At 30.3% G+C, this 22,599-nt stretch carries 21 protein-coding genes; 13 read left to right on the forward strand and 8 right to left on the reverse strand.

What is annotated here, in order from left to right:
- Positions 1–41: 41 nt before the first annotated feature.
- The gene (locus BUA92_RS13480) at positions 42–1,391 is read left to right on the forward strand and encodes an APC family permease (protein ID WP_073020266.1); all 1,350 of its coding nucleotides are present in this window, start codon (positions 42–44) and stop codon (positions 1,389–1,391) included.
- 155 nt (positions 1,392–1,546) lie between these two features.
- Here the strand turns inward: BUA92_RS13480 and BUA92_RS13485 are convergent, their stop codons facing one another.
- Positions 1,547–2,140 (reverse strand): hypothetical protein, encoded by a 594-nt coding sequence (locus BUA92_RS13485; protein WP_073020267.1) that lies wholly within the window; start codon positions 2,138–2,140, stop codon positions 1,547–1,549.
- 166 nt (positions 2,141–2,306) lie between these two features.
- Here BUA92_RS13485 and BUA92_RS13490 point away from each other — a divergent pair, with 166 nt between their 5' ends.
- The 4 genes from BUA92_RS13490 to BUA92_RS13505 all read left to right on the forward strand — a co-directional run bounded on the left by BUA92_RS13490 (position 2,307) and on the right by BUA92_RS13505 (position 5,823).
- Positions 2,307–3,110 (forward strand): amino acid ABC transporter substrate-binding protein, encoded by an 804-nt coding sequence (locus BUA92_RS13490; RefSeq protein WP_073020268.1) that lies wholly within the window; start codon positions 2,307–2,309, stop codon positions 3,108–3,110.
- A gap of 33 nt (positions 3,111–3,143) precedes the next feature.
- The gene (locus tag BUA92_RS13495; RefSeq protein WP_073020269.1) at positions 3,144–3,785 is read left to right on the forward strand and encodes an amino acid ABC transporter permease; all 642 of its coding nucleotides are present in this window, start codon (positions 3,144–3,146) and stop codon (positions 3,783–3,785) included.
- Between the two features lie 12 nt (positions 3,786–3,797).
- On the forward strand, positions 3,798–4,541 hold the full coding sequence (locus tag BUA92_RS13500) for an amino acid ABC transporter ATP-binding protein (RefSeq protein WP_073020270.1): 744 nt from the start codon (positions 3,798–3,800) through the stop codon (positions 4,539–4,541).
- 322 nt (positions 4,542–4,863) lie between these two features.
- Entirely contained in the window at positions 4,864–5,823 is a 960-nt protein-coding gene (locus BUA92_RS13505) for a 1,4-dihydroxy-2-naphthoate polyprenyltransferase (protein ID WP_073020271.1), read from the forward strand.
- Positions 5,824–5,866: 43 nt separating this feature from the next.
- On the opposite strand, the gene BUA92_RS13510 is transcribed toward BUA92_RS13505, so the two are convergent.
- On the reverse strand, positions 5,867–6,859 hold the full coding sequence (locus BUA92_RS13510) for a 3D domain-containing protein (RefSeq protein ID WP_073020272.1): 993 nt from the start codon (positions 6,857–6,859) through the stop codon (positions 5,867–5,869).
- A 352-nt stretch (positions 6,860–7,211) separates the two neighbouring features.
- On the opposite strand from BUA92_RS13510, the gene BUA92_RS13515 reads away from it, so the two are divergent.
- The 3 genes from BUA92_RS13515 (at position 7,212) to BUA92_RS13525 (ending at position 12,189) form a co-directional block, all read left to right on the forward strand.
- Positions 7,212–7,382, forward strand: coding sequence for a zinc-ribbon domain-containing protein (locus BUA92_RS13515; RefSeq protein ID WP_021804288.1), 171 nt, complete (start codon positions 7,212–7,214; stop codon positions 7,380–7,382).
- Positions 7,383–7,521: 139 nt separating this feature from the next.
- Positions 7,522–9,102, forward strand: a complete 1,581-nt coding sequence (locus BUA92_RS13520) for a DEAD/DEAH box helicase (protein ID WP_073020273.1) — start codon at positions 7,522–7,524, stop codon at positions 9,100–9,102.
- A gap of 159 nt (positions 9,103–9,261) precedes the next feature.
- A complete protein-coding gene (locus BUA92_RS13525) occupies positions 9,262–12,189 on the forward strand; it encodes an insulinase family protein (protein WP_073020274.1) in 2,928 nt (975 codons plus the stop codon).
- Between the two features lie 42 nt (positions 12,190–12,231).
- Here BUA92_RS13525 and BUA92_RS13530 read toward each other — a convergent pair whose 3' ends face one another.
- On the reverse strand, positions 12,232–12,570 hold the full coding sequence (locus tag BUA92_RS13530) for a hypothetical protein (RefSeq protein ID WP_073020277.1): 339 nt from the start codon (positions 12,568–12,570) through the stop codon (positions 12,232–12,234).
- Positions 12,571–12,737: 167 nt separating this feature from the next.
- On the opposite strand from BUA92_RS13530, the gene BUA92_RS13535 reads away from it, so the two are divergent.
- Positions 12,738–13,523 (forward strand): tyrosine-protein phosphatase, encoded by a 786-nt coding sequence (locus tag BUA92_RS13535; protein ID WP_073020279.1) that lies wholly within the window; start codon positions 12,738–12,740, stop codon positions 13,521–13,523.
- Between the two features lie 42 nt (positions 13,524–13,565).
- Here the strand turns inward: BUA92_RS13535 and BUA92_RS13540 are convergent, their stop codons facing one another.
- Together BUA92_RS13540 and BUA92_RS13545 are read right to left on the reverse strand one after the other, a co-directional pair.
- Entirely contained in the window at positions 13,566–13,817 is a 252-nt protein-coding gene (locus tag BUA92_RS13540) for a TIGR03905 family TSCPD domain-containing protein (protein ID WP_073020281.1), read from the reverse strand.
- Positions 13,818–13,837: 20 nt separating this feature from the next.
- Complete coding sequence (locus BUA92_RS13545) at positions 13,838–14,215, reverse strand: RidA family protein (RefSeq protein ID WP_021804293.1); 378 nt, start codon at positions 14,213–14,215, stop codon at positions 13,838–13,840.
- A 211-nt stretch (positions 14,216–14,426) separates the two neighbouring features.
- Between BUA92_RS13545 and BUA92_RS13550 the strand changes: the two genes are divergently transcribed.
- The gene (locus BUA92_RS13550) at positions 14,427–15,665 is read left to right on the forward strand and encodes an HD-GYP domain-containing protein (RefSeq protein ID WP_073020284.1); all 1,239 of its coding nucleotides are present in this window, start codon (positions 14,427–14,429) and stop codon (positions 15,663–15,665) included.
- Between the two features lie 92 nt (positions 15,666–15,757).
- Here the strand turns inward: BUA92_RS13550 and BUA92_RS13555 are convergent, their stop codons facing one another.
- Positions 15,758–16,171, reverse strand: coding sequence for a hypothetical protein (locus BUA92_RS13555; protein WP_073020286.1), 414 nt, complete (start codon positions 16,169–16,171; stop codon positions 15,758–15,760).
- 131 nt (positions 16,172–16,302) lie between these two features.
- Between BUA92_RS13555 and BUA92_RS13560 the strand changes: the two genes are divergently transcribed.
- The 3 genes from BUA92_RS13560 (at position 16,303) to BUA92_RS13570 (ending at position 19,324) form a co-directional block, all read left to right on the forward strand.
- Positions 16,303–17,175: an SDR family oxidoreductase gene (locus tag BUA92_RS13560; protein ID WP_073020288.1), complete on the forward strand. Its 873-nt coding sequence runs from the start codon at positions 16,303–16,305 to the stop codon at positions 17,173–17,175.
- Positions 17,176–17,259: 84 nt separating this feature from the next.
- On the forward strand, positions 17,260–18,087 hold the full coding sequence (proB, locus tag BUA92_RS13565; protein WP_073020291.1) for a glutamate 5-kinase: 828 nt from the start codon (positions 17,260–17,262) through the stop codon (positions 18,085–18,087).
- Positions 18,080–19,324: a glutamate-5-semialdehyde dehydrogenase gene (locus BUA92_RS13570; RefSeq protein ID WP_073020292.1), complete on the forward strand. Its 1,245-nt coding sequence runs from the start codon at positions 18,080–18,082 to the stop codon at positions 19,322–19,324. The genes proB and BUA92_RS13570 overlap by 8 nt, the downstream gene beginning before the upstream one ends.
- Before the next feature lie 186 nt (positions 19,325–19,510).
- On the opposite strand, the gene BUA92_RS13575 is transcribed toward BUA92_RS13570, so the two are convergent.
- Together BUA92_RS13575 and BUA92_RS23330 are read right to left on the reverse strand one after the other, a co-directional pair.
- Positions 19,511–22,108, reverse strand: a complete 2,598-nt coding sequence (locus BUA92_RS13575; RefSeq protein ID WP_073020293.1) for a cation-translocating P-type ATPase — start codon at positions 22,106–22,108, stop codon at positions 19,511–19,513.
- Between the two features lie 271 nt (positions 22,109–22,379).
- The gene (locus BUA92_RS23330; RefSeq protein WP_021804300.1) at positions 22,380–22,535 is read right to left on the reverse strand and encodes a hypothetical protein; all 156 of its coding nucleotides are present in this window, start codon (positions 22,533–22,535) and stop codon (positions 22,380–22,382) included.
- Positions 22,536–22,599 lie beyond the last annotated feature (64 nt).

Below are 22,599 nucleotides of genomic sequence, written 5' to 3' on the forward strand. Positions count from 1 at the left end.
GTTACCTTTCTACTCTTATATTATTATCAAAGGAGATAATTATGGAATTAAAAAGTCAAGAAAATGGTTCTAAGGTTGAGGTAAAGACTTTAAAGAGAGAAATTGGACTATTTGAAGCTATTAGTATGGTAATTGGTGTAGTAATAGGTTCAGGAATATTCTTCAAGGCTTCAGTTGTTTTTAGTAGTGCAAAGACCCCAACATTAGGTGTTTTAGCATGGGTTGTAGGTGGAGTAATAACTATAGCATCAGCACTAACTGTAGCAGAAATAGCAGCTGCAATTCCTAAAACAGGAGGAGTATTTGTTTATTTAAAAGAATTATATGGAGAAAAGTATGCATTTTTATTTGGTTGGGTACAAACCCTTATATATGTGCCTGGAATAATAGCCGCTTTATCTATAGTATTAGTAACACAGGCTACATATTTTGTGGATTTGAGTTCAATGCAACAAAAAATATTAGCTATATTTATGATAATATTTATAAGCACTATAAATATTATTTCTACAAAATTGGGTAGTAAGGTTCAATTTATATCTACTGTTGCAAAGCTAATTCCTATTTTTGTGATTATAGTTTTTGGAATATTAAAGGGTGAAGCTAACAGCTTTTCAACTTTTGTAATGCCAGAGGGAAGCACTGTTGGAGTAGCAGGTTTTGGAGCAGCTGTACTTGGAACTTTATGGGCTTATGATGGTTGGGTAGGAGTAGGAAATATGGCTGGTGAGCTTAAAAATCCTAAAAAAGATCTTCCTAGATCTATAGTTTTTGGACTAGCCTTTACTATGCTTGTATACGTACTAATAAATGTTGCAATCGTAAATATAATGCCTGTAGATCAAGTCATTGCTTCAGAAAAAGTTGCATCAGATGCCGCGGTTATCTTATTCGGTAATGGTGGAGCAGGTTTAATATCAATAGGTATAATTATATCTATATTTGGAGCGTTAAATGGATACATACTAACAGGAGTTAGAGTTCCTTTTGCAATGGCTCAAGATAATTTACTTCCATTTTCTAAGATTTTGGGAAAAGTTAATGATAGATTTGAAACACCTTTAAACACATTTGTATTTGAAATTATATTAGCGATTTTATATGTTTTAAGTGGTTCGTTTAATACACTTACGAACTTAGCTGTATTTGTAATGTGGATATTCTTTGTAATGACTGTAGCAGGAATCTTTATATTACGTAAGAAGCACAAAGATTTAGAAAGACCATATAGCGTGCCATTATACCCTATAATTCCGTTAGTAGGAATTGGAGGAGGTCTATATATAATAATTAGTACACTTTTAACTGATACAACAAACGCAATATATGGAATAGGGGTTACCTTGATAGGGATACCTGTTTATATTTACATAAAGAAGAGAAATCAATAAGTAAAGAGGTTGGATTAAAATAATCCAACCTCTTTTGGGATTTTGTTTGGGTTTATATGAAAAAAACTTATCGACAAAACTTATGATAAATAAAATCATAAGTTTATTATAATACATAATTCTTATAAGTATTTTCAAAATATGAAAATATTATATTATTTTTGAAATCTTAAGGCGTAACTTGCCAAATCTATATTTATAGGATCTGCTAATGCATCTGCGTTGTTTCCGTAGAATAGAGATGGATCATTTTCTAGTGCGTGAAGACCAAGAGAGATATAGTAGTTTAAAGGGGTTATAATTATTGTATTTGTATATAGTGAAAGAATGCTATTACTATTACCAATTACTAAATTCAAAGAAGGTACATAATTTAAAGTAATATTTGGTGGAGTGTTTAAGGAGTTTACAATAAAATCATTAGCTTGTTTATTATTATGAATTGGGGAATTACTATCAAAGGTACATTTTCCAGATTGAACATTAAATATATAAACACCAACTAAGTAGGTTGTTAAAGATATCTGTAGATTTGTATAAATCAAGTTTGCTCCTATAGTGTTGTTGCCCGTAGGAAGTGTACTTAAAAAGTAGTATGCTCTATTATCATTTTTAAATATTGCAAAATTTTCTGTTAAGATAGGATGAGAGTTTCCTAAGTATTTACTGCATGGTGGTAAGTCGGGATTATTATAAAGAAGATCAAAACAGGTTTTATTTTTTTTGCTTTTTTTATTTTTTTTGGACATATCCTCCGCCATACATCATTGCTAATAATATATTGTATGAATCAATATCGTTTTTGGGATTTTTAAGTATAAAACAATAAAAAGAGAAAATACATATTGACACCAACTCTTTAATGCTTTAGAATGATAAAGTAATAAAGCGATTATTTTAAGGGGGATTATAAATATGAAAAAGAAGATAACATCATTATTATTAATAGCTATGGCTGCACTTACAGTAGTAGGATGTGGTAAAAAAGAAGAAAAAATGGGGCTAGCTAAAATAAAAGATAAAGGCGAAATGATAGTAGGATTAGATGATACATTCGTTCCAATGGGGTTTAAGGACGATAAAGGAGAAATAACTGGCTTTGATGCTGAATTGGCAAAGGAAGTTGGAAAGAAAATAGGAGTTGAAGTTAAATTCCAACCTATAGATTGGTCAATGAAAGAAACAGAGCTAAATAATGGAAATATAGATTTTATATGGAATGGGTACACAATAACAGCTGAAAGAAAAGAGAAGGTTGCATTTACAAAACCTTATTTAGAAAATAGACAAGTTATAATAACTTTAGCAAATTCACCAATAAAAACAAAGGCTGACTTAAATGGAAAAGCTGTTGCAGCACAAAATGGTTCTAGTGCAGTTGATGCAGTAGAAAAGGAAGCTGACTTAGTTAAGAGCTTTAAAAATGGAAAGCTTGTGACTTTTGAAACTAACAATGACGCACTAATGGATTTAGAAGCTGGTAGAGTTGATGCTGTAGTAGGGGATGAAATACTTATAAGATACTATACTAACCAAAGAGGAGAAAGTAAATACAAGGTTCTAGAAGACAACTTTGGTGATGAAGAGTATGGTGTAGGTTTAAGAAAAGCTGATACAGATTTATTAGATGCAGTTCAAAAAGCACTTGATGAAATGAAGGCAGATGGAACTTCAAAAGCTATATCAGAAAAGTGGTTTGGAGAAGATATAGTTAAATAGGCTGATTAAATAATATTACAGGAGAAATATAATATGGATTATGTGGTAAGTTTATTACCTTCACTAACAGAAGGTCTTGTAAGTACTCTTAAAATATTTATAGTAACATTAGTCCTTTCAATACCTTTAGGGATTGTAATTGCATTAGGAAGACTATCAAAAGTAAAGATAATAAGTGTAATAACTGAAGGTTATATATGGCTTATGAGGGGAACTCCATTATTATTACAAATAGTATTTGTATTTTTTGGACTACCTTTAATAGGAATAAGTTTTGATAGATTTCCAGCAGCTATAATAGCATTTGTTTTAAACTATGCTGCATATTATGGGGAAATATTCAGAGCTGGAATACAGTCTATAGATAAGGGACAATATGAAGCTTCTGAAGTTTTAGGAATGTCTAATTCTCAAACATTTTTTAGAATAATATTTCCTCAGATGATTAAAAGAGTATTACCTCCAGTAGCAAATGAAGTGATTACACTTGTTAAGGATACTGCACTTGTATATGTAGTGGGGTTAGATGAACTTTTAAAAGTAGCTAAAACTGCTTCAAATAGAGATGCATCATTGGTTCCTTTAGTAGTAGTTGCAGTATTTTATTTATTACTTACGGCTGTGCTGACAAAGGTATTCCAAGTACTTGAGAAAAAGTATTCTTATTATCAATAGGGAGGACTCACCATGACATTAAAGGTTAGTGAATTAAATAAATCTTTTAAAGGTAAACAAGTTTTGAAAAATGTAAGCTTTCAGGTTGAAGAAGGAGAAATAGTTGCTCTATTAGGACAATCTGGTGCAGGAAAAACTACGGTTTTAAGATGTATAAATGGGCTAGAGAAAGCTGATGGGGGAAGTATAGAGATAAGCGATATTCCTTTGTTTGAAGAAAAGAATGGAAGAGTTGTTTATTGTTCAAAAGATACCATGAAGGAAGTCAGAAAAAATCTGGGGATGGTTTTTCAAAACTATAATTTGTTTCCACATATGTCTGTTTTAGAAAATATAATTGAAGCTCCTGTAAATGTATTTAAAATATCAAAAGATCAGGCAAAGAGGGATGCTAATGAACTACTTAATCAAATAGGATTAGAGGATAAAGAAAATGCATATCCTTTTGAACTTTCTGGTGGTCAGAAGCAGAGAGTTGCAATAGCTAGAGCTTGTGCATTAAACCCTAAGATAATGTGTTTTGATGAACCAACATCAGCTTTAGATCCAGAGCTTACAGAGGGAATAGCTACAGTTATAGATGGGTTAAGCAAAAAAGGTATGGGTATATTAATCATAACTCATGATATGGCTTTTGCAAAAAGAGTAGCTCACAAGGTTTTATTTATGGCTGATGGAGAAATAATAGAAGAAGGTTCAGTAGAAGAAATTTTTAATAATCCTAAAAAAGAGAAAACTAAAAATTTTGTGAAATAGTAAGAGAGTTTATTTGACTCTCTTTTTATTCTTTAGGAAATTATATTATTTCAAAGTTGTGTATAACTTAAATTAGTTATGAATATTAAGAAGGCTATATGAAGCTCCTAAAGAATAAAAAACAAGAAAATTGAGCGCCTGCCAGTTTTTCCTCACATTCGTTTGGAAAGGCAGATGCGCAAAAAAAGTCGACGGCTCATAATCGCCTTGGCAACTTTTTTATTTTGGGGATAATAGCTAAAATGGATATTAAAAACATTTGAAATTTATGGAGCAAATTTTATATAATATATTAAATTGAATACAAAAGAGGAGGGAGTTAATGAATATAAAAAGTTTTTTGAAATTAGTAGAAATTCAGACTAAAGCTGCTAGTGTTACTCCATTTGCTTTAGGAACATTAATAGCTATATATAGATTTGGTGAATTCAACTTTATGAATTTCTTATTGATGTTTATATCTCTATTATGTATAGATATGGCTACTACAGCCATAAATAATTATATGGATTACAAAAAGGCTGTTAGAAAGTATGGCTATGGTTATGAAGTACATAATGCTATAGTTAAAGATAATCTCAAGGAAAGTAATGTAATAACAGTTATATTAGGACTATTAATTACAGCAGTTATTTTTGGGTTTATATTGTATCTGAATACAAATATCATAGTACTTATATTAGGAGCTACTTCCTTTGTTATAGGGGTTTGCTATTCTTTTGGACCTATTCCTATATCTAGGACTCCGTTTGGAGAGATACTTTCAGGTTTTTTTATGGGAGGAATAATACTATTCTTATCAATATACATACATCTTTCTAGTAGTGGAATTATAGGTGTGAGTTTAAATGAGGGGATATTATCTCTGAACTTAAACATAAAAGAAGTACTATACATATTACTTTTGGCTATACCAGCTATAGCAGGAATAGCTAATATAATGTTAGCTAACAATATATGTGATAGAGAAGATGATATAGAAAATAAAAGATATACTCTGCCAGTATATGTAGGAAATGATAATGCTTTAGAAGTATTTAAGTGGACATACTACATTGCATATGTAGATTTAGTTATATTAATAATATTAGGAATTGAACCATTATTATCTATATTGGCTCTAGCTACCTTTATTATTGTTAACAGGAACATAAAAGTATTTGAAAAAGAGCATGTGAAGAGCAAGACTTTTATACTTTCAGTTAAAAATTTTATAATAATTAATGGAGCTAGAGTTATAAGTTATGCTTTGACTTTAGTTATAACAAAATTCATATTGTAGCAAAAAAGCGACTCAACCATTTGAGCCGCTTTTTTAAACTATTTTATTCTAAAACATAAACAGTTACATTTTTTACTGCCCAGTTAAGAGCTTCTTGTTTTGTGTTAAAATACACGTCTATTTTGTTGCCTAGTATACTGGAACCAGTATCAGCAGCTATAGCAAAGCCATAACCAGGGATATACATCTTAGTTCCGTAAGGAAATACAGAAGTATCAACTGCTATTGTACTATAACCTTCACTATTTCTTTGAGCTAATTTTCCACTTGAAGTATAGGTACTACCTACTCCATTTACTGCCCAATAAGCTGTAGACTTTACGCTAACTTTTCTAGAATAAGACATAGGGTCTCCACCTCTACTAAGAGCAACAGCACTTTGAGTTCCTTTAACCACTATTTCGTTAACAGGTTGTTTAGTTATGTTTTCTTTAACAACACTTCTAGAAACTTCTTTTCCGTCTTCATATACAACTCTATATGTTATATCTTTGCTTCCTTTTTCGCCATATTGTACAGTTTTCTTAAATATGTCTAATATATTATTGTCACTTTGAATTTCAGTAGAATAATCAAGAGCTATGTTTTCAGTTATTTCTTTAGTTTCAACTCTGACTATATTGATGTGCATGTCTTCTGTAAGAGTAGATTCTCTGATAGGTTCAACCTTATCCTCTGGTTGGATTGAAATACCTTCTGCTTGTATCATTGAAGCGATATTATCTTCAGCAGATAGGAAGGTTAGATTTTTACCATCTAAATAAACAGTAATGTTTTTTGCTCTTTTAATTGTTATAGTGTCATTTTTATTAAGTAGAGAATCCAAGGCTGGTTCAATTTTATCTTTTTCTCCAAGAGTAATATTATTGGAACTTAAAACCTTTTCAACCGTTTTCCCGTAAGTAGTTATAGTCTGAGTATCATCCCCTATAACTATTGTTATGTTTTTTTGCTTCATTTTAATTACTACGATTAAAGCTATGATTAGTATTGCAGATATTATTATAGCTACAGGCTTTTTGTTACTAAAATTCATTAGTTTTTTCAAATTCGCGCTAATGAAAATCTCCCCCTTTAAGCTAAACTATATAGAAATAATAACTATAAAAAGGAGGCTTGTCAATTTTTATAATGATAAAATAGAAATTGTTAACATAAAATTTATTGTTTTAGTATAAATATTACATTAGTTGTATATAATAGAAATAGTGTGTAATCAGGGCTTTACTAAGGAGGCGCAATGGGATGTAGTTGCAATTTTTAGTGGTTTATGATATACTACAATAGCCAAGGTAAATTAAAGATTTAAATACTAATAACAACATTTCTTCTTTTAAGAACAAGTTGTGTGTGTTTAAGATCTTGAGATTAAAAGGAGGAATGTAAGAATGGCTGATAGAACTTTAGTATGTAAAGACTGTGGAAAAGATTTCGTATTCACTGAAGGTGAACAAGAATTCTACAAAGAAAAAGGATTTGAAAATGATCCAGTAAGATGTGCAGACTGTAGAAAAGCAAGAAAAGCTCAAAGCAATAATAACAGAAACTTCAGAAGATAGTAAGTTATAGCCCTATAAGAAGTATTTCTTATGGGGTTTTTTGTTGGCAATCTGCAAAAGAGAATATTTATTAAATAAAAAACAAAAACTGTTTATATAAAGAAAAAATTGAAATATAAACGAGAAGGAAGGAAACTGAATGAGCGAAATAAATTTTAGAGAATTAGGATTAAAAGAGGATGTTTTAAAAGCCATAGATGATATGGGATTTGAGGAACCTTCTAAAATACAAGCACAAGTAATACCTGTATTATTAGATGGATTTGACGTTATAGGGCAAGCACAAACAGGAACTGGAAAGACTTTGGCATTTGGAGCACCAGTACTTAACAATATTACTTCAGCAGGAAATAAAGTTAAGTGTTTAGTTTTAGCACCAACTAGAGAACTAGCAATACAAGTAAATGAAGAATTAGTTAGAATAGCTAAACATACAAGGACTAGAATATTACCTGTATATGGCGGTCAACCTATAGATAGACAAATTAAGGCGTTATCAAGAGGTATAGACATCATAGTTGGAACACCAGGAAGAGTTTTAGATCTTATGAGAAGAAGAGTAGTTGATCTAAGAAACATAGAGTTCCTAGTTTTAGATGAAGCAGATGAAATGCTTAATATGGGATTTGTTGAAGATATAGAAGAAATAATAAAGAATACTAACGAAGAAAGACAAACTTTATTATTCTCAGCAACTATGCCTCAAGAAATAAAGAAATTAGCTAAGAACTATATGAAAGATGATGCTCAACATATATCTATCATAAAAAATGCTATGACAGTATCTACTGTAAGCCAATACTATTATGAAGTAAAACATAGTGATAGAGTTGAATCTTTATGTAGAATCCTAGACGTGGATGCGCCTACAGCAGCAATAATTTTCTGTAAGACTAAAAAAGGTGTTGATGAATTAGTAGCATCTATGCAAGCAAGAGGATATAGCGTTGAAGGTATGCACGGTGATTTAAGCCAAAACTACAGAATGAATACTTTAAAGAAATTTAAAGAAGGAAACTTAGAATTCTTAGTAGCTACAGATGTTGCAGCTAGAGGAATAGACGTTGAAAATGTAACTCATGTAATTAACTATGATTTACCACAAGATACAGAATCCTACGTACATAGAATAGGAAGAACTGGTAGAGCTAATAGAGAAGGTGTTGCATACACTTTAGTTACTCCAAGAGAGTATAGAGCGTTAAAGCAAATAGAAAGAATTACAAATAGTAAGATAAAGAGAAAAAATATACCAACAATAGATGATATATTTGAAGCTAAATACAATAACATATACTCAAGAATTAAAGAAACTATTGAAGGTGAAGATTATAGTAAATTTATACCTTTAGCAGAACAAATAGATGAAGAATTCAACTTAGTACAGGTTGCAGCTTCACTTATGCACATAATCTACAATAAAGAAGTTTCTTATGATTATTCAGAAAATAATATAGGATCTACTACTTCTAAAGGAAGATATGAAAGATTATTTGTTAACTTAGGTAGAAAAGATGGAATGAATCCTAAGAGTTTTATAGCATTTTTAGGTGAAGGCTTAAGATTAAAGAAAGAAGATATAGGCGATATAGATATATTTGATAAATACTCATTTATCGATGCAACTGAAGAAGTAGCAAGAGACATAATGAAAAATTGTATAGGTAAGAGAGTTAGAGGAAGAAAAGTAAATATTGAAATCGCTAATTCGAAAAAATAAAATCCATTGGTCGCAAGGATTTGATAAGAGGTTATTCAGTGAATACCCTCTTTTTTTTCATTATATTATAGACATATAGCAAAAGAAAAATTAGAATAATCTTAATAACATAAATTATGAGAACTATGGAGAATTTAAAAGTAAGAAAGGATGAGTGAGATGAATTATAAAGAAGGAACTATATATAGTGGATTTAAATTAGAAAATATTAAAGATTTACATGAAATAAACTCCAAAGGGTTAGTGTTTACACATGAAAAAACAGGAGCTAAATTAATAAAAATAAGTAATGATGAAGATAATAAAGTATTTGCTATTACTTTTAAGACACCACCAGAAGATAGTACAGGAGTTGCTCATATATTAGAACATTCAGTTTTATGTGGATCTAAAAAATTTCCGAGTAAAGAGCCATTTGTAGAATTATTAAAAAGTTCTTTAAATACATTTTTAAATGCAATGACCTTTGCTGACAAAACCATGTATCCAATTGCAAGTAAAAATAAAAAGGACTTCTTTAATTTAATGGACGTATATTTAGATGCAGTATTAAATCCTAATATATACAAAGAAAAAGAAATATTCATGCAAGAAGGTTGGCATTATGAGATAGATAAAGAAACTGATGAACTTAAGATAAATGGAGTAGTTTATAATGAAATGAAGGGAGTATATTCATCCCCAGATTCCATTATTTCTAGAGCTAGTTCAAGGTCACTTTATCCAGATACTACTTATGGCAATGATTCAGGTGGTAGCCCAGCAGTTATCCCAAATTTAACTTATGATTATTTTGTTAACTTTCATAAAAGATATTATCATCCATCTAACAGTATTATATTTTTATATGGAGACGGCGACACTGATGAAGAATTAGCATTTATAAATGATAATTATTTAAATGAATATTCTTATCAAAATATACCACCTAACTTAGGTGTTCAAGAAGCTTTTGAAAAACCTAAGGAAATAAAAATGTCATATGGAATTTCAAATGATGATGAAGTTAATAATAAATCCTATCTTTCTCTTAACTATTCAATAGGTAGAGCATTAGATAGAGAGTTGGTTTTATCCTTTGAAATTTTAGAATATATACTACTTACTGCTAATAATGCGCTCCTAAAAAATAAATTAATAAATAGTGGTATAGTTAAGGTAGTTACAGGAAGGTTTGAAGGTGGAATAAAACAACCATATCTTAATATAACTATTAAAAATACAGATGAAGAAAATAAGGCAAGTATAATAAATAAGATAGATGAAATTTTAACTGACATAAGTAAAAATGGAATTCCAGAGGATTTTATAACTGGAGCTGTAAATAGAAAAGAATTTGAATTAAGAGAAGCTAACTTTGGAGGGTATCCAAAAGGTCTTATATATGGAATCACAGTTCTAGAAAGTATGCTTTATGGAGGAGAACCTTTTTTAAATTTAGAATATACAGATATAATTAAATCGATAAGAGATAAATCATCAAAAGGATATTTTGAAGGATTAATAAATAAATATATTTTAAGTAATAATCACAAAACCATAATAAGTATGACTCCAGAAAAGGGATTAACTGAAAAAACTGAAATAGAACTTAAAGAGAAGCTTAAGGATATAAAGGCTACATTTACAGAAGATTATATAGAAAATATTAAAAAAGATGAAGAGAAATTAAGAAAAAGACAAATGACCCCAGATACTAAAGAGCAGTTAGATACATTGCCTAAGCTTACTTTAGAGGATATATCTAAGGATGTAGAGAAGATAACTTTAGTTGAAAAGAATATTGAAGGAATTAAAACTTTATTTACTCCTATGTTTACAAATAAAATTTCATATATAAAGTTAATCTTTGATGGAAGGGTAATAAATAAGGAAGAAGGTCAATATTTAGCTTTACTTTCATTTTTATTAGGAAGAATAAATACCCAAAAGAGAAGTTATGAAGAACTTACAAATGCTATAAATATGAGTACAGGAGGAATAAGTTATTCCGCAAGAAGTTTTTATAAAAAAGATAATAAACAAGACTTCGTACCAGCATTTGTAGTAAATGGTAAAGCGTTAAGTGCTAAGGTTTCTAGCTTACTTGAACTTATGACCGAGGTAGTAACTGAAACTTCATTTGAAGATAATACAAGAATACTTCAAATAGTAAGAGAGATAAAGTCTAGATATGAAGGTGCTATGGTGGCTTCAGGAAATGTTCTTGGTAGTTTAAGAGTCTTAAGTTATATGTCACCTAGAGGATATTTTGAAGACTCTATTGGAGGTATAGGATTATATAAATTTATATGTAATATAGAAAAGACACTAGAGAGTGATCCAGAGAGCGTTACTAATAAGTTAAGAGAAATAGCAGATTCAGTTTTCAATATTAATAATTTAACTATATCCTTTACCGAAGAAGATGAAAACATTTCTTTAATAGAAGATAATGTACAGATATTAAAGAAAGGCCTAATTGATAAACAAGTTAAAAATCAAGATTTTAATTATAAACTTGAAAAAATGAATGAAGGATTCTTAACTCAAGCAAACATAAACTATGTTACTTTAGGCGGCTGTTATTTAGATAAAGGATTTAAGTATTCAGGAAACATGAGAGTATTAAATACAATACTTAATTTTGATTATCTATGGAGTAAAGTAAGAGTTGAAGGTGGAGCTTATGGGGTAAGAGTTAACTTAAGTAAAGATGGATTCTTGTATTTTAGCTCATATAGAGATCCTAATATTATAAAAACATTTGATGCATATAAAGGCACTGTAGAGTATTTAAAGAGCTTTAATGCAACTAAAGAAGAAATGGTGAAATATATCATAGGAACTGTAAGTAAATTAGATGTTCCTTCTAATCCGGATAGTAAAGCAGATAAAGCTGTAGTTGAATATTATGCGGGATACACAGAAGAAGATTTAATAAGAGAACGAGAACAAGTATTAAATACTACATTAGAAGACATTAAAGCTTACGGTAATCTTATAGAAGAAAGTTTAAAAGATAATTGTATAGTTGTAGTGGGAAATGAATCTCAAATAAGATCTACAGAAAGTACATTTAATCATTTAGAAAACCTAATTAAATAGAAAACATAAAACTGCCCAATAGAAATATTGAGCAGTTTTATTTTATCTGTGATTTTTCATGGCTTTAACACCTAAAACAAAAGCGAGAGTACCTACTCCTATTAAAGCCAGATGTTTTTTGCTAATGCAATAATCATGGGAGCAACAAGATATGTTAATATTATCTTCATCCATTCCCATTTCCATAGAAACAGAATTTTTGAAATCTTTTAACTTATCTTTAAGATAATCTACAGCACCATTCATTTCTTTAAAATATTTTTCACTCATATGGCATTCGCAATCATCTTCGCATTCTCTATGTCTTATTTTAGGAATTTTTGTTCTTCTAGATAAAGAAGAGTATTGTTTATCTAAGTTAACACCAAAACTACTGTACATATTAATCACCTCAATATATAGTCTAACCAAATTTTATTAATATTAATTATATAAAAGTAAAGGATTTTATTATAAAATTAAATTATAGGTTTTAGTATACTGGTATCTTTAAAGAAATAAGAGGATAAAATACTAAAAGAAAAATTATTTTAGAAGGAGGGAAGCCTTTGAATAATGAGAGAAGACTTAAATTTATTGGATTAGCTAATTTTAGAGATTTAGGTGGATACAAAACAAAGGACGGAAAAACTGTAAAATGGGGCAAATTATATAGGTCTGATGGTTTAAATTCACTAACTGAAGAGGATAAGGTATCCTTTCTTAACCTAGGAATTAAGAGCATATTTGATTATAGAACTAAAGAAGAGGTGGATAAGAAGCCAGATCCTATCATTGATGGAACAGAATATGTAAATATATCTGCCATGACTTTAGAAGATGGCAATGAAGTTAATCTAGACATGAAAGATCTAGCTAAAAACCTAGAACAAATACGAGCTATAAAAAATCCATTAGATATACTTGGGAAAAGATATATACAAATGGCTTTTGGAAATGAAGCCTATAAGAAGCTAATAAATTATGCTTTAGATGAGGAGAAATATCCCATACTTCAACATTGTGCCGCTGGTAAAGATAGAACAGGTATAGGGGCAGCTTTGTTATTGCTTGCAATAGATGTACCAGAAGAAACTATAATTGAAGATTATCTTTTGTCTCAAGAATATTTCTATGAGTCAAATGAAGCTTATAAAAAAAGTATAAGGGATATAGAAAAGTATCCAGAGGTAGAATATCTCTTAGATGCTCTTATGGGGGTAAGGAGAGAGTATATTGAGGGCTTTTTATCAGCAATAAAAGAACGGTATGAAAGTATAGACGAGTATCTAGAAACTGAATTTGGTCTTACTAAGGAAAAGAAAATAAAACTTAAAAGTATGTTGTTAGAATAGAAAAACAGATGATTCTTTCCTAGAATCATCTGTTTTAATATGTTAATTTACAGTTGAAGTTTTATACTCTATTAATGCTTTTGCTAATTGATCAGCACAGGATGTTCCTTTTTGCTTACAATCAATACCTTGAAGTTTAGATATAACTGTATCAATATCGAGACCTTCTACTAAAGCACTTAAAGCTTGTAAATTTCCATTACAGCCAGCAACGTAAGAAACATTTTTTAGTTTATTATCCTCAACATCAAAAGATATTTGCCTTGCGCATACACCTGAAGTTGTATATTTCATTTGTTATTCCTCCGAATTTATTATATAGTTGCTATCATTTCTATTTCGATTTGTGCGTCTTTTGGAAGCTTGGCTACTTGTACTGCACTTCTAGCAGGTGGATTTGCTGAGAAGTATGTTGAATAAACTTCATTCATCTTAACGAAATCATTCATATCTGCTAAAAATACAGTTGTTTTAATAACATTATCTAAGCTTGTACCAGCTTCTTCTAATATTGCTTTACAGTTTTCTAAAGATTGTTTAGTTTGATCTTCTATAGATGAAGGCATTGATCCATCTATAGGATTCAAAGGAATCTGTCCAGATGTGTATACTAAGTTTCCTATCTTTACTCCTTGAGAGTAAGGACCTATAGCTCCAGGAGCTTTGGAAGTCGATATAATTTCTTTTTTCATTCTAACTCCTCCTAAGATTATATTGTTTAAGATAGATTTTAACATAGTAAAATCATGATTTCAATAAAGCTTAAATATAGATAAGAGAAATCCAAAAGTTACAGTTTACAGAAAATTAAAGTTTTTAGTAGATATTTATTGAATAATTAAAGAATTACTTTAAAATATAAGATAGAATAGTGTGACTGTGTAGAATTAGGGGATGAAATAAATGCGAGTAAAACTAGAAGAAATAATGGAATCATTAGTTATAACTGTAAGCTTAAGTGAGATAGCTACAAACACTACAATTAGAGAATACATAAATGGAGTAAAAACAGATAGGGTTAAAGGCGATTATATAAGTCATGCTAAGGGAACGGCTTTCATAGCATTAAAAATTTCAAACGAAATGAATTTACAATTAAGTTTGAAGAAGGATGCATATATATCTTCATATCTTCATGATTTAGGATTAGCTAAAGTTGCATTTAGAGAAGCTAACGAAGAAAAAATCTTAATGAATCATTGCGAGGACGGTTCGAAATTAATTGGAGGAATTCCTCACATAAAACATTTAGAAGATTATATAAAATTTCATCATGAAAATGTTGATGGAACAGGCCCTTTTGGAAAAGTAGGTAAAGATATCCCCTTAATTAGTCAAATAATTAGAGCAAGTGATTTAATAGAAACTCACAATCACTTGATTGATAAAAGAGAACATAAAGAGTTATTTAAGTTACTAGCCAGTAACTTAGAGAATTTTATTTCTGATGAAGTCATAAAAGCAGTGAATAGTATTACCTCAGATGAAGAATTTTGGAATGTATTAAATAATGAAAATGCTAGAGATTTATGGCTAGAACAAAATAAGCCCTTAATTAATGATGTCTTGAATGATGATGAATTTCAAGAAGTAGCTGAAGTTTATGCTGAAATAATAGACTCTAGAAGTTCATTTACTGCAAGACATTCTAGAGGTATAGCTGAAATGGCTTATTGTATAGGTAGATACAAAGGATACGAAGAAACTAAATGTATAAAACTTAAAATAGCTGGTTTATTACACGATATAGGAAAACTAGCAGTTCCTAAAGAGTTTATAAATAAAAATGGAAAACTTACTGAGGATGAATTTACCATAGTTAAAAGTCATGTTGATTATACTTATAGTGTTCTTAAACCATTGACAAGCATTAGCGATGTAACAGAATGGGCAATAAGTCACCATGAAAAACTTGATGGAAGTGGTTATTCAAGAAAACTTTTAGCAGAGAAATTAGGAGAAGAACAAAGATTATTAGCAGTTTGTGATATATATCAAGCCCTTACAGAAGACAGGCCTTATAGAAAAGGAATGGAGAAAAGTAAGGCTCTAGATATAATAGGTGAAATGGTTAAGGATAAAAAGATATGCACATCTGCATATGAAGATCTAAAATCCACACTTCTGCTTACGAAGATTTAAAAGCTACTCTTCTGATTATTAAATCTTAAAAACTACATTAATGTATATAATAACTTTCAATATAAGCCTAGGATAAAATCCTAGGCTTATATTTATACTTTTAAAGGCTGCTTTTCTTTAATTATTATGTGGATATCTTCATTAACTTTGGTTATAGCATCTATATATTTTGAGAAAGATAGGTCATAGGATTTAGTAAGTAATGCTTTAATTTCATCTGTTCCTAAGAAATAAATAAACTCTTCACCTGAACCATATCCATCTCCAATAGGAACTACTTTGTTAGTTGAAACAATAGTACAAGTAGCCTTATCTATGTTGTCATCTAAAAAGTTTAAAAAACCTTCTATCTCATAGAAAGGAATTAAATCAGGACTAATAAATACCTTAGCCCAAAATGGATCATTTTTTGCATTTATCTCGTATTTATTTACCCAGTAAAAATCTTTAAAAGTGTTTTCTATTCTAGCTTTCAAATCTCCAGGATTAATAACTCTTCTCTCCAAAACAATCACCAACCTTTCTTATATATTTTTAGATAAAAAGCTTGGACGTATACCTTGGAATAATTGGTGATTAAAAATAGATGCTTTTGAAAATACTACACTTAGAATAGAGTACTAAGGAGGAAAATAGTATGGATTTTACAGCAAACTTTCCAAAAAAGTTTCCAGAGCAACATCAAAATATCCAACCAGGGATAGAAAAGGAAATGAATCCTACACCAATTTTTAAATCAGAGGGTTATGGAATTATAAATGGAAAACTAAAAGATAAAGTTGCAGTAATTACAGGTGGAGATAGCGGAATAGGAAAAGCTGCAGCTGTGGCTTTAGCTAATGAAGGAGCAGATATAGCTATAATATATAATAATGAAAATGAAGATGCAGAAGAAACTAAAAAAGAAATCGAAAAAATAGGACGTAAATGTGTTTTAATAGCTGGAGATATCAAAATTAAAGATTTCTGCAATAAAGCTATCGAGAAAATAATAAGTTCTTTAGGAAAGATAAATATACTAATAAATAACGCAGCTGTTCAATATGAACAACAAAATATAGAGGATATAACAGAAGACCAACTAAAAAAGACTTTTGAAACAAATATTTTTGGAACTTTTTTTATGACCCAAGCAACTATAGCTCATCTTCAAAAAGGAGATTCTATAATAAATACCACATCAATTACAGCATATAGAGGGCATGAAACTTTAATTGATTATTCTTCAACAAAAGGTGCTTTAACTAGTTTTACTAGATCCTTAGCCATGAACCTTGTATCTAAAGGAATTAGAGTTAATGCTGTAGCACCGGGACCAGTTTGGACTCCACTTATTCCTGCCTCATTTGATGAAAAAAAGGTTGGGGATTTTGGAACAGATAATAAGCAAGGAAGGGCTGCTCAACCCGTGGAATTAGCAGGTGCTTATGTGTTTTTAGCATCCCAAGAAGCATCCTTTATAACAGGAACTACTATACATGTTAATGGTGGAGATATGGTGATGTCATAAAGCAGAATAATTATATATTTATTTAATGGTTATATGTTATAATATATAAAATATTTTGTTTAGGAAAAGCAAGGGGGCTTTAAATTGAATTGGGGAAGAAATATAGTAAAAGAAAGTAAAAGAATAGTAGTTAAGGTAGGGACATCTACCTTAACTTATGATAATGGTAAAATAAATTTAAAAAGAATTGATAAGCTGGCTATGGTGTTAGCAGATTTAAGAAATCAAGGGAAAGAAGTGGTATTAGTATCTTCTGGAGCAATTGGGGTTGGGTGTAGTAAGCTTAATCTAGAAGAAAGACCTAATACTATTAGAGAAAAACAGGCGGTAGCAGCTGTTGGACAGTGTGAGCTTATGCATATTTATAGTAAGTTTTTTGGTGAATATGGAAACGTGGTTGGACAAGTTCTTTTAACAAGAGATGTTGTAGAGGACGAGCATATAAGAAACAATGTTATTAATACCTTTGAAACACTTTTAGAAAAAGGAGTAATTCCTATAGTTAATGAAAATGATACGGTGTCTATAGATGAGATAGAAAACATATGTAATTTTGGGGACAATGATAATCTATCTGCAATTGTAGCAAAACTTATTAAAGGAGACTTACTTATTATATTATCTGATATAGATGGGTTTTATGATTCAGACCCAAGACATAACGAAGATTCAAGAATGATTAAAGAGATATATGAGGTAAATAAAGAACTAGAAGAATTTGCAGGTGGTGCAGGATCGTCTCAAGGAACTGGTGGAATGAAAACAAAACTTGCTGCGGCTAAGGTAGCTTTAGGAGCAGGAGTTAATATGATATTAACAAATGGTAAAGATCCAGAGATATTGTTTGATATTCTTGAAGGGCAAGATGTAGGTACGCTATTTATAATTAAAAGGGGGCTAATTAATGAGTAATTTAATTGAAATGGGAAAAGAAGCTAAAAAGGCTTCAAGATTTTTGGGGAATTCATCTACAGAAGAGAAAAATAAGGCGTTAAAAAAGATTGAAGAGTTCATTCTTTTAAGAAAACATGAAATAATAGCTGAAAATGAAAAAGATTTAGAAGTTGCAGAAGCAAAAGGTACATCAAAAGCTATGCTTGATAGATTAAGACTTACAGAAGCTAGAGTAGAAGAAATGGCAATAGGAGTAGGTCAAGTGGTTTCATTACCAGATCCAATAGGAGAAGTAGTGAGTATGTGGAAAAATCATGCGAACTTACAAATAGGCCAACAGAGAGTTCCTCTAGGGGTTATAGGAATAATATATGAAGCTAGACCTAATGTTACATTGGACGCAGCAGTACTTTGCTTAAAGACTGGTAATGCTACTATATTAAGAGGTGGAAGTGAAGCTATTAACTCGAACAAGGCAATAGTTAAGGTTATAGGCGACGCCTTAGAAGAAGCTGGGTTCCCAAGAAACTCAGTTCAGTTAGTAGGGGACACTAGCAGAGAAGTAGCTAAAGAAATGATGAAATTAAACAAGTATATAGACGTATTAATACCAAGAGGTGGAGCAGGATTAATAAAAACCGTGGTTGAAAATGCAACAGTTCCAGTAATAGAAACAGGAATAGGCAATTGTCATGTGTATGTTGATGGGGATGCAGACTTAGATATGGCTAAAAAAATACTTATAAATGCAAAATGTAGTAGACCATCAGTATGTAATGCCTGTGAAACTTTACTAGTACATGAAAATTTAGCCGAAGAATTTTTACCATTAGTTTATGAAGGCTTAAAGGAATACGATGTTGAAGTTAGAGGATGTGAAAGAACTCTAAAGATATTACCTGATGTAGTAAAAGCAACTGAAGAGGATTGGGATACAGAATTCCATGACTATATACTTGCGGTGAAAGTTATAGATTCTTTAGAAGAGGCTATAGAGCACATTAATACTCATGGAACAAAACATTCAGAGGCTATTGTAACTAACAATTATTTTAATTCTCAAAAATTCCTAAAAGAAATTGATGCAGCAGCCGTATATGTTAATGCATCAACAAGATTCACAGATGGTTTTGAATTTGGATTTGGAGCTGAGATAGGAATAAGTACTCAAAAACTTCATGCAAGAGGCCCAATGGGATTAAAAGAATTAACAACTATAAAATATATAATCTACGGCGAAGGCCAGATTAGGTAAACCTTAATCCTGTAGAAGCTCTTCTTCTCAAGAGCTTCATTAAAGTCATTTTAATTAAATTAATTATGCTTATTAAAAAGTTAAAAAGCTAAAAAGGAAAATGTAATATTAAATTTAAAAAATAAATAAATCTATAAAAAGAACTGTTGCACTGATTATTTAGTGCAACAGTTCTTTTGAATTTAATTAGTTTTTTATAAGTCTATAGCATTGAATTAATATAGTTGGAGCTAATGCAAGTCCAAATATTTGTGCTAAGTTAGTTAATGTTATAGTAGAAACTAAGAATAAAGAACTAAGTGGAGTTATAAATAATATAGCTAATAATAGGGCTAAACCTGTAAGTATAGCATACCAAATATATTGGTTAGTAAATAACCCTGTCTTAAGTATAGATTCTTTTCCTCTACAGTTAAAGCTGTGGAATAATCTAGCTAAACATAAAGTTGAGAATGCAAGAGTGCTTGCCAAGTGCCTATCCCCTGTATTCAATCCTATATAGTAAGCAGCCATTGTAGCTATTGTTATTAACACACCTTCACTTAAGATGCTTTTCATAAAATCTTTAGTTAATATAGAAGCATTGGCTTTTCTAGGTTTTTCCTTTAATAAATCACCTTTTGGTTTATCTACACCTATAGCTATAGCTGGTAAACTATCAGTTACCAAGTTTATAAATAGTAAGTGAACTGGTTCAAAAGGAAGTGGTAAACCCATAACTGAAGAATATAATACTGATAAAATACCAGCAGTATTTCCTGATAACAAGAATTTTATTGAGTTCTTGATGTTAGCATATATATTTCTTCCGTTAGCAATAGCCTTTACTATAGTAGCAAAGTTGTCATCTGTTAATATCATGGAAGATGCATCTTTAGATACCTCAGTTCCTGTTATACCCATAGCAATACCTATATCAGCTTGCTTAAGAGCAGGAGCATCATTAACACCATCTCCAGTCATAGCTACTATCATTCCTAAATCTTGCCATGCACGAACTATTCTTATTTTATGTTCAGGAGTAACTCTTGCATAAACAGAAATCTTAGGAACTAATTCTTTAAGTTGTTCATCAGATATTTTGTCTATTTCTATTCCTTCTATGGCCTCAGAATCATTTTGAAGAATTCCTATCTCTTTAGCTATAGCAGAGGCTGTAATTTTATGGTCACCAGTAATCATAACAGGTTTAATTCCCGCTGATTTACAGTCTTCAACTGCTTTTGCTGATTCTTCTCTAGGTGGATCTATCATAGCCACTAATCCTACAAAAGTATAGTCAAATTCATCTTCTAAAGATATGCCTGTCTCAGCAGGAAGATTTTTATAAACTAATGCTAAAACTCTTAGACCTCTTTTTGAGAAGTTCTCATTGGCATTTTCGATTATAGTTCTATCTTCAGGAGTTAAATCTCTTATACCTTCAGAAGTTTCTATGTGGTTTATTCTATTAAGTAGTACATCTACTGCACCCTTAGTTATTAATCTATAAGAAGAATTAATTTTATGGGTTGTACTCATAAGTTTCCTGTCTGAATCAAATGGTATTTCACTTAATCTCTTATAAGAATCTCTAATTTCTTCTTCAGTCTTTGAATATTCAGAAGCAAGTTTTACAAGAGCTATCTCTGTAGGGTCACCTATTTCATTACCAGACTTTATAGAAGAATCATTACAAAGTGTTAAAGAATTAAGGAAAAAGCTATGTAAGTCATTTGATAAATTTAATTCATTGCTTTTTAAAGTAGAATTATCTATATACAACTCTTTAACTTTCATCTTGTTTTGAGTTAATGTTCCGGTTTTATCAGAGCAGATTATTGAAACAGAACCTAAACTTTCAACAGATTTCAGCTTTTTAACAATAGCACCTTCGTGAGCCATTTTTTGAGTTCCTAAAGCTAAAACAATAGTTACTATAGAACTTAATGCCTCTGGAACAGCAGCAACAGCAAGAGCAACAGAGAACATTAATGAGTCTATTATTGGTAAGCCTCTATAAATATCTACTAAGAAAATAACCAAACAGATTGCAAGTATACCTATTGTAAGTTTTTTACCAAAATCATCTAAGCTTATTTGTAAAGGTGTTTTCTTTTCTTGCGTATTTTTAAGTAATTGAGCTATTTTACCTATTTCTGTATCCATACCAGTTCCAGTTATTAATACAGTTGCTCTTCCATAAGTTACAAGAGATCCTGAGAAAACCATGTTTTTTCTATCAGCTAAAGGTATGTTTTCATCAGTTATTATATCAGAATGTTTGTCAATGTTTAAAGATTCGCCAGTTAGTGAACTTTCATTAACTTGTAGTGAAAAGTTTTCTATAACTCTACCATCAGCAGCTATAAAATCTCCAGCTTCTAGAAGAACAATGTCTCCAGGTAAAACCTCTCTAGATGGTATTTCTATTTTTACTCCATTTCTGATTACTTTAGAATTTGGAGCTGAGAGAGCTTTTAAACTTTTTAGTGAGGCTTCCGCTTTTACATGCTGGATTGTACCAAGTAAGGCATTAACAATAAGTACTATTAGAATTACTATGGTGCTTTCTTTGTTTCCTACAGCAAAAGATACTATTGAAGCAGCTAGTAATACCCCAACTATAAAATCCTTAAATTGTTCTAGGAAAATTACTATTAGACTTTTTCTTTCGCTTTCAATAAGTTCGTTAAAACCATGTTTATTTCTTAATGAGTCCAAAGAGCTTGAATCAAGTCCGTCATTAGACGTATTAAATTCGTTAAATAATTCATTGCTGGTCTTGTTGAAATGATTTTTCATATTGAATCCCCCTTTTTTGTAATAAAAAAGACCTTTAATATAATTCCTAATTTACAAAGAATTATATTAAAAGTCTCGTAACCTAAATTATTAGGTACACAACACCAGACTAAAAATAGTCGTACTGTTGATGGTGTGTTTGGAACTACTCCCTTTTAATCAAGTTTTAATTACCTTATAAAGTTATCATATATAATTTAAAATGTCAATATATATAATTTCACTTTAAACATAACAAAAAGGTTTAGTCAATAGACTAAACCCAAAGCAGTTAGTCATTAATTTTTTTTCTCATCTTTTCCTGCTTTTTAAGAACATCGGATTCACTTAATCCAGTTTCTTCAACTATTTGAGCTAAACCTATGTTTTTTTCAAGCATATCTCTTGCTTGTTCCATTTGTTTTTCATGCATTCCTTTTCTAACCAATCAGAATCACTCCTTTCTAACACTTACATAAAATATTGTTTTCATTTATCAGTTATTTTACCCG

The organism is Clostridium intestinale DSM 6191 (genome assembly GCF_900130055.1).
Taxonomy (GTDB): domain Bacteria; phylum Bacillota; class Clostridia; order Clostridiales; family Clostridiaceae; genus Clostridium_T; species Clostridium_T intestinale.

What these genes read in the sequence shown, in the direction of transcription:
- BUA92_RS13480 (WP_073020266.1), top strand. Translation starts at nt 42, where the DNA reads ATGGAATTAAAAAGTCAAGAAAATGGTTCTAAGGTTGAGGTAAAGACT.
- BUA92_RS13485 (WP_073020267.1), bottom strand. Translation starts at nt 2,140, where the DNA reads ATGTCCAAAAAAAATAAAAAAAGCAAAAAAAATAAAACCTGTTTTGAT.
- BUA92_RS13490 (WP_073020268.1), top strand. Translation starts at nt 2,307, where the DNA reads ATGAAAAAGAAGATAACATCATTATTATTAATAGCTATGGCTGCACTT.
- BUA92_RS13495 (WP_073020269.1), top strand. Translation starts at nt 3,144, where the DNA reads ATGGATTATGTGGTAAGTTTATTACCTTCACTAACAGAAGGTCTTGTA.
- BUA92_RS13500 (WP_073020270.1), top strand. Translation starts at nt 3,798, where the DNA reads ATGACATTAAAGGTTAGTGAATTAAATAAATCTTTTAAAGGTAAACAA.
- BUA92_RS13505 (WP_073020271.1), top strand. Translation starts at nt 4,864, where the DNA reads ATGAATATAAAAAGTTTTTTGAAATTAGTAGAAATTCAGACTAAAGCT.
- BUA92_RS13510 (WP_073020272.1), bottom strand. Translation starts at nt 6,859, where the DNA reads ATGAATTTTAGTAACAAAAAGCCTGTAGCTATAATAATATCTGCAATA.
- BUA92_RS13515 (WP_021804288.1), top strand. Translation starts at nt 7,212, where the DNA reads ATGGCTGATAGAACTTTAGTATGTAAAGACTGTGGAAAAGATTTCGTA.
- BUA92_RS13520 (WP_073020273.1), top strand. Translation starts at nt 7,522, where the DNA reads ATGAGCGAAATAAATTTTAGAGAATTAGGATTAAAAGAGGATGTTTTA.
- BUA92_RS13525 (WP_073020274.1), top strand. Translation starts at nt 9,262, where the DNA reads ATGAATTATAAAGAAGGAACTATATATAGTGGATTTAAATTAGAAAAT.
- BUA92_RS13530 (WP_073020277.1), bottom strand. Translation starts at nt 12,570, where the DNA reads ATGTACAGTAGTTTTGGTGTTAACTTAGATAAACAATACTCTTCTTTA.
- BUA92_RS13540 (WP_073020281.1), bottom strand. Translation starts at nt 13,817, where the DNA reads ATGAAATATACAACTTCAGGTGTATGCGCAAGGCAAATATCTTTTGAT.
- BUA92_RS13545 (WP_021804293.1), bottom strand. Translation starts at nt 14,215, where the DNA reads ATGAAAAAAGAAATTATATCGACTTCCAAAGCTCCTGGAGCTATAGGT.
- BUA92_RS13550 (WP_073020284.1), top strand. Translation starts at nt 14,427, where the DNA reads ATGCGAGTAAAACTAGAAGAAATAATGGAATCATTAGTTATAACTGTA.
- BUA92_RS13560 (WP_073020288.1), top strand. Translation starts at nt 16,303, where the DNA reads ATGGATTTTACAGCAAACTTTCCAAAAAAGTTTCCAGAGCAACATCAA.
- BUA92_RS13570 (WP_073020292.1), top strand. Translation starts at nt 18,080, where the DNA reads ATGAGTAATTTAATTGAAATGGGAAAAGAAGCTAAAAAGGCTTCAAGA.
- BUA92_RS13575 (WP_073020293.1), bottom strand. Translation starts at nt 22,108, where the DNA reads ATGAAAAATCATTTCAACAAGACCAGCAATGAATTATTTAACGAATTT.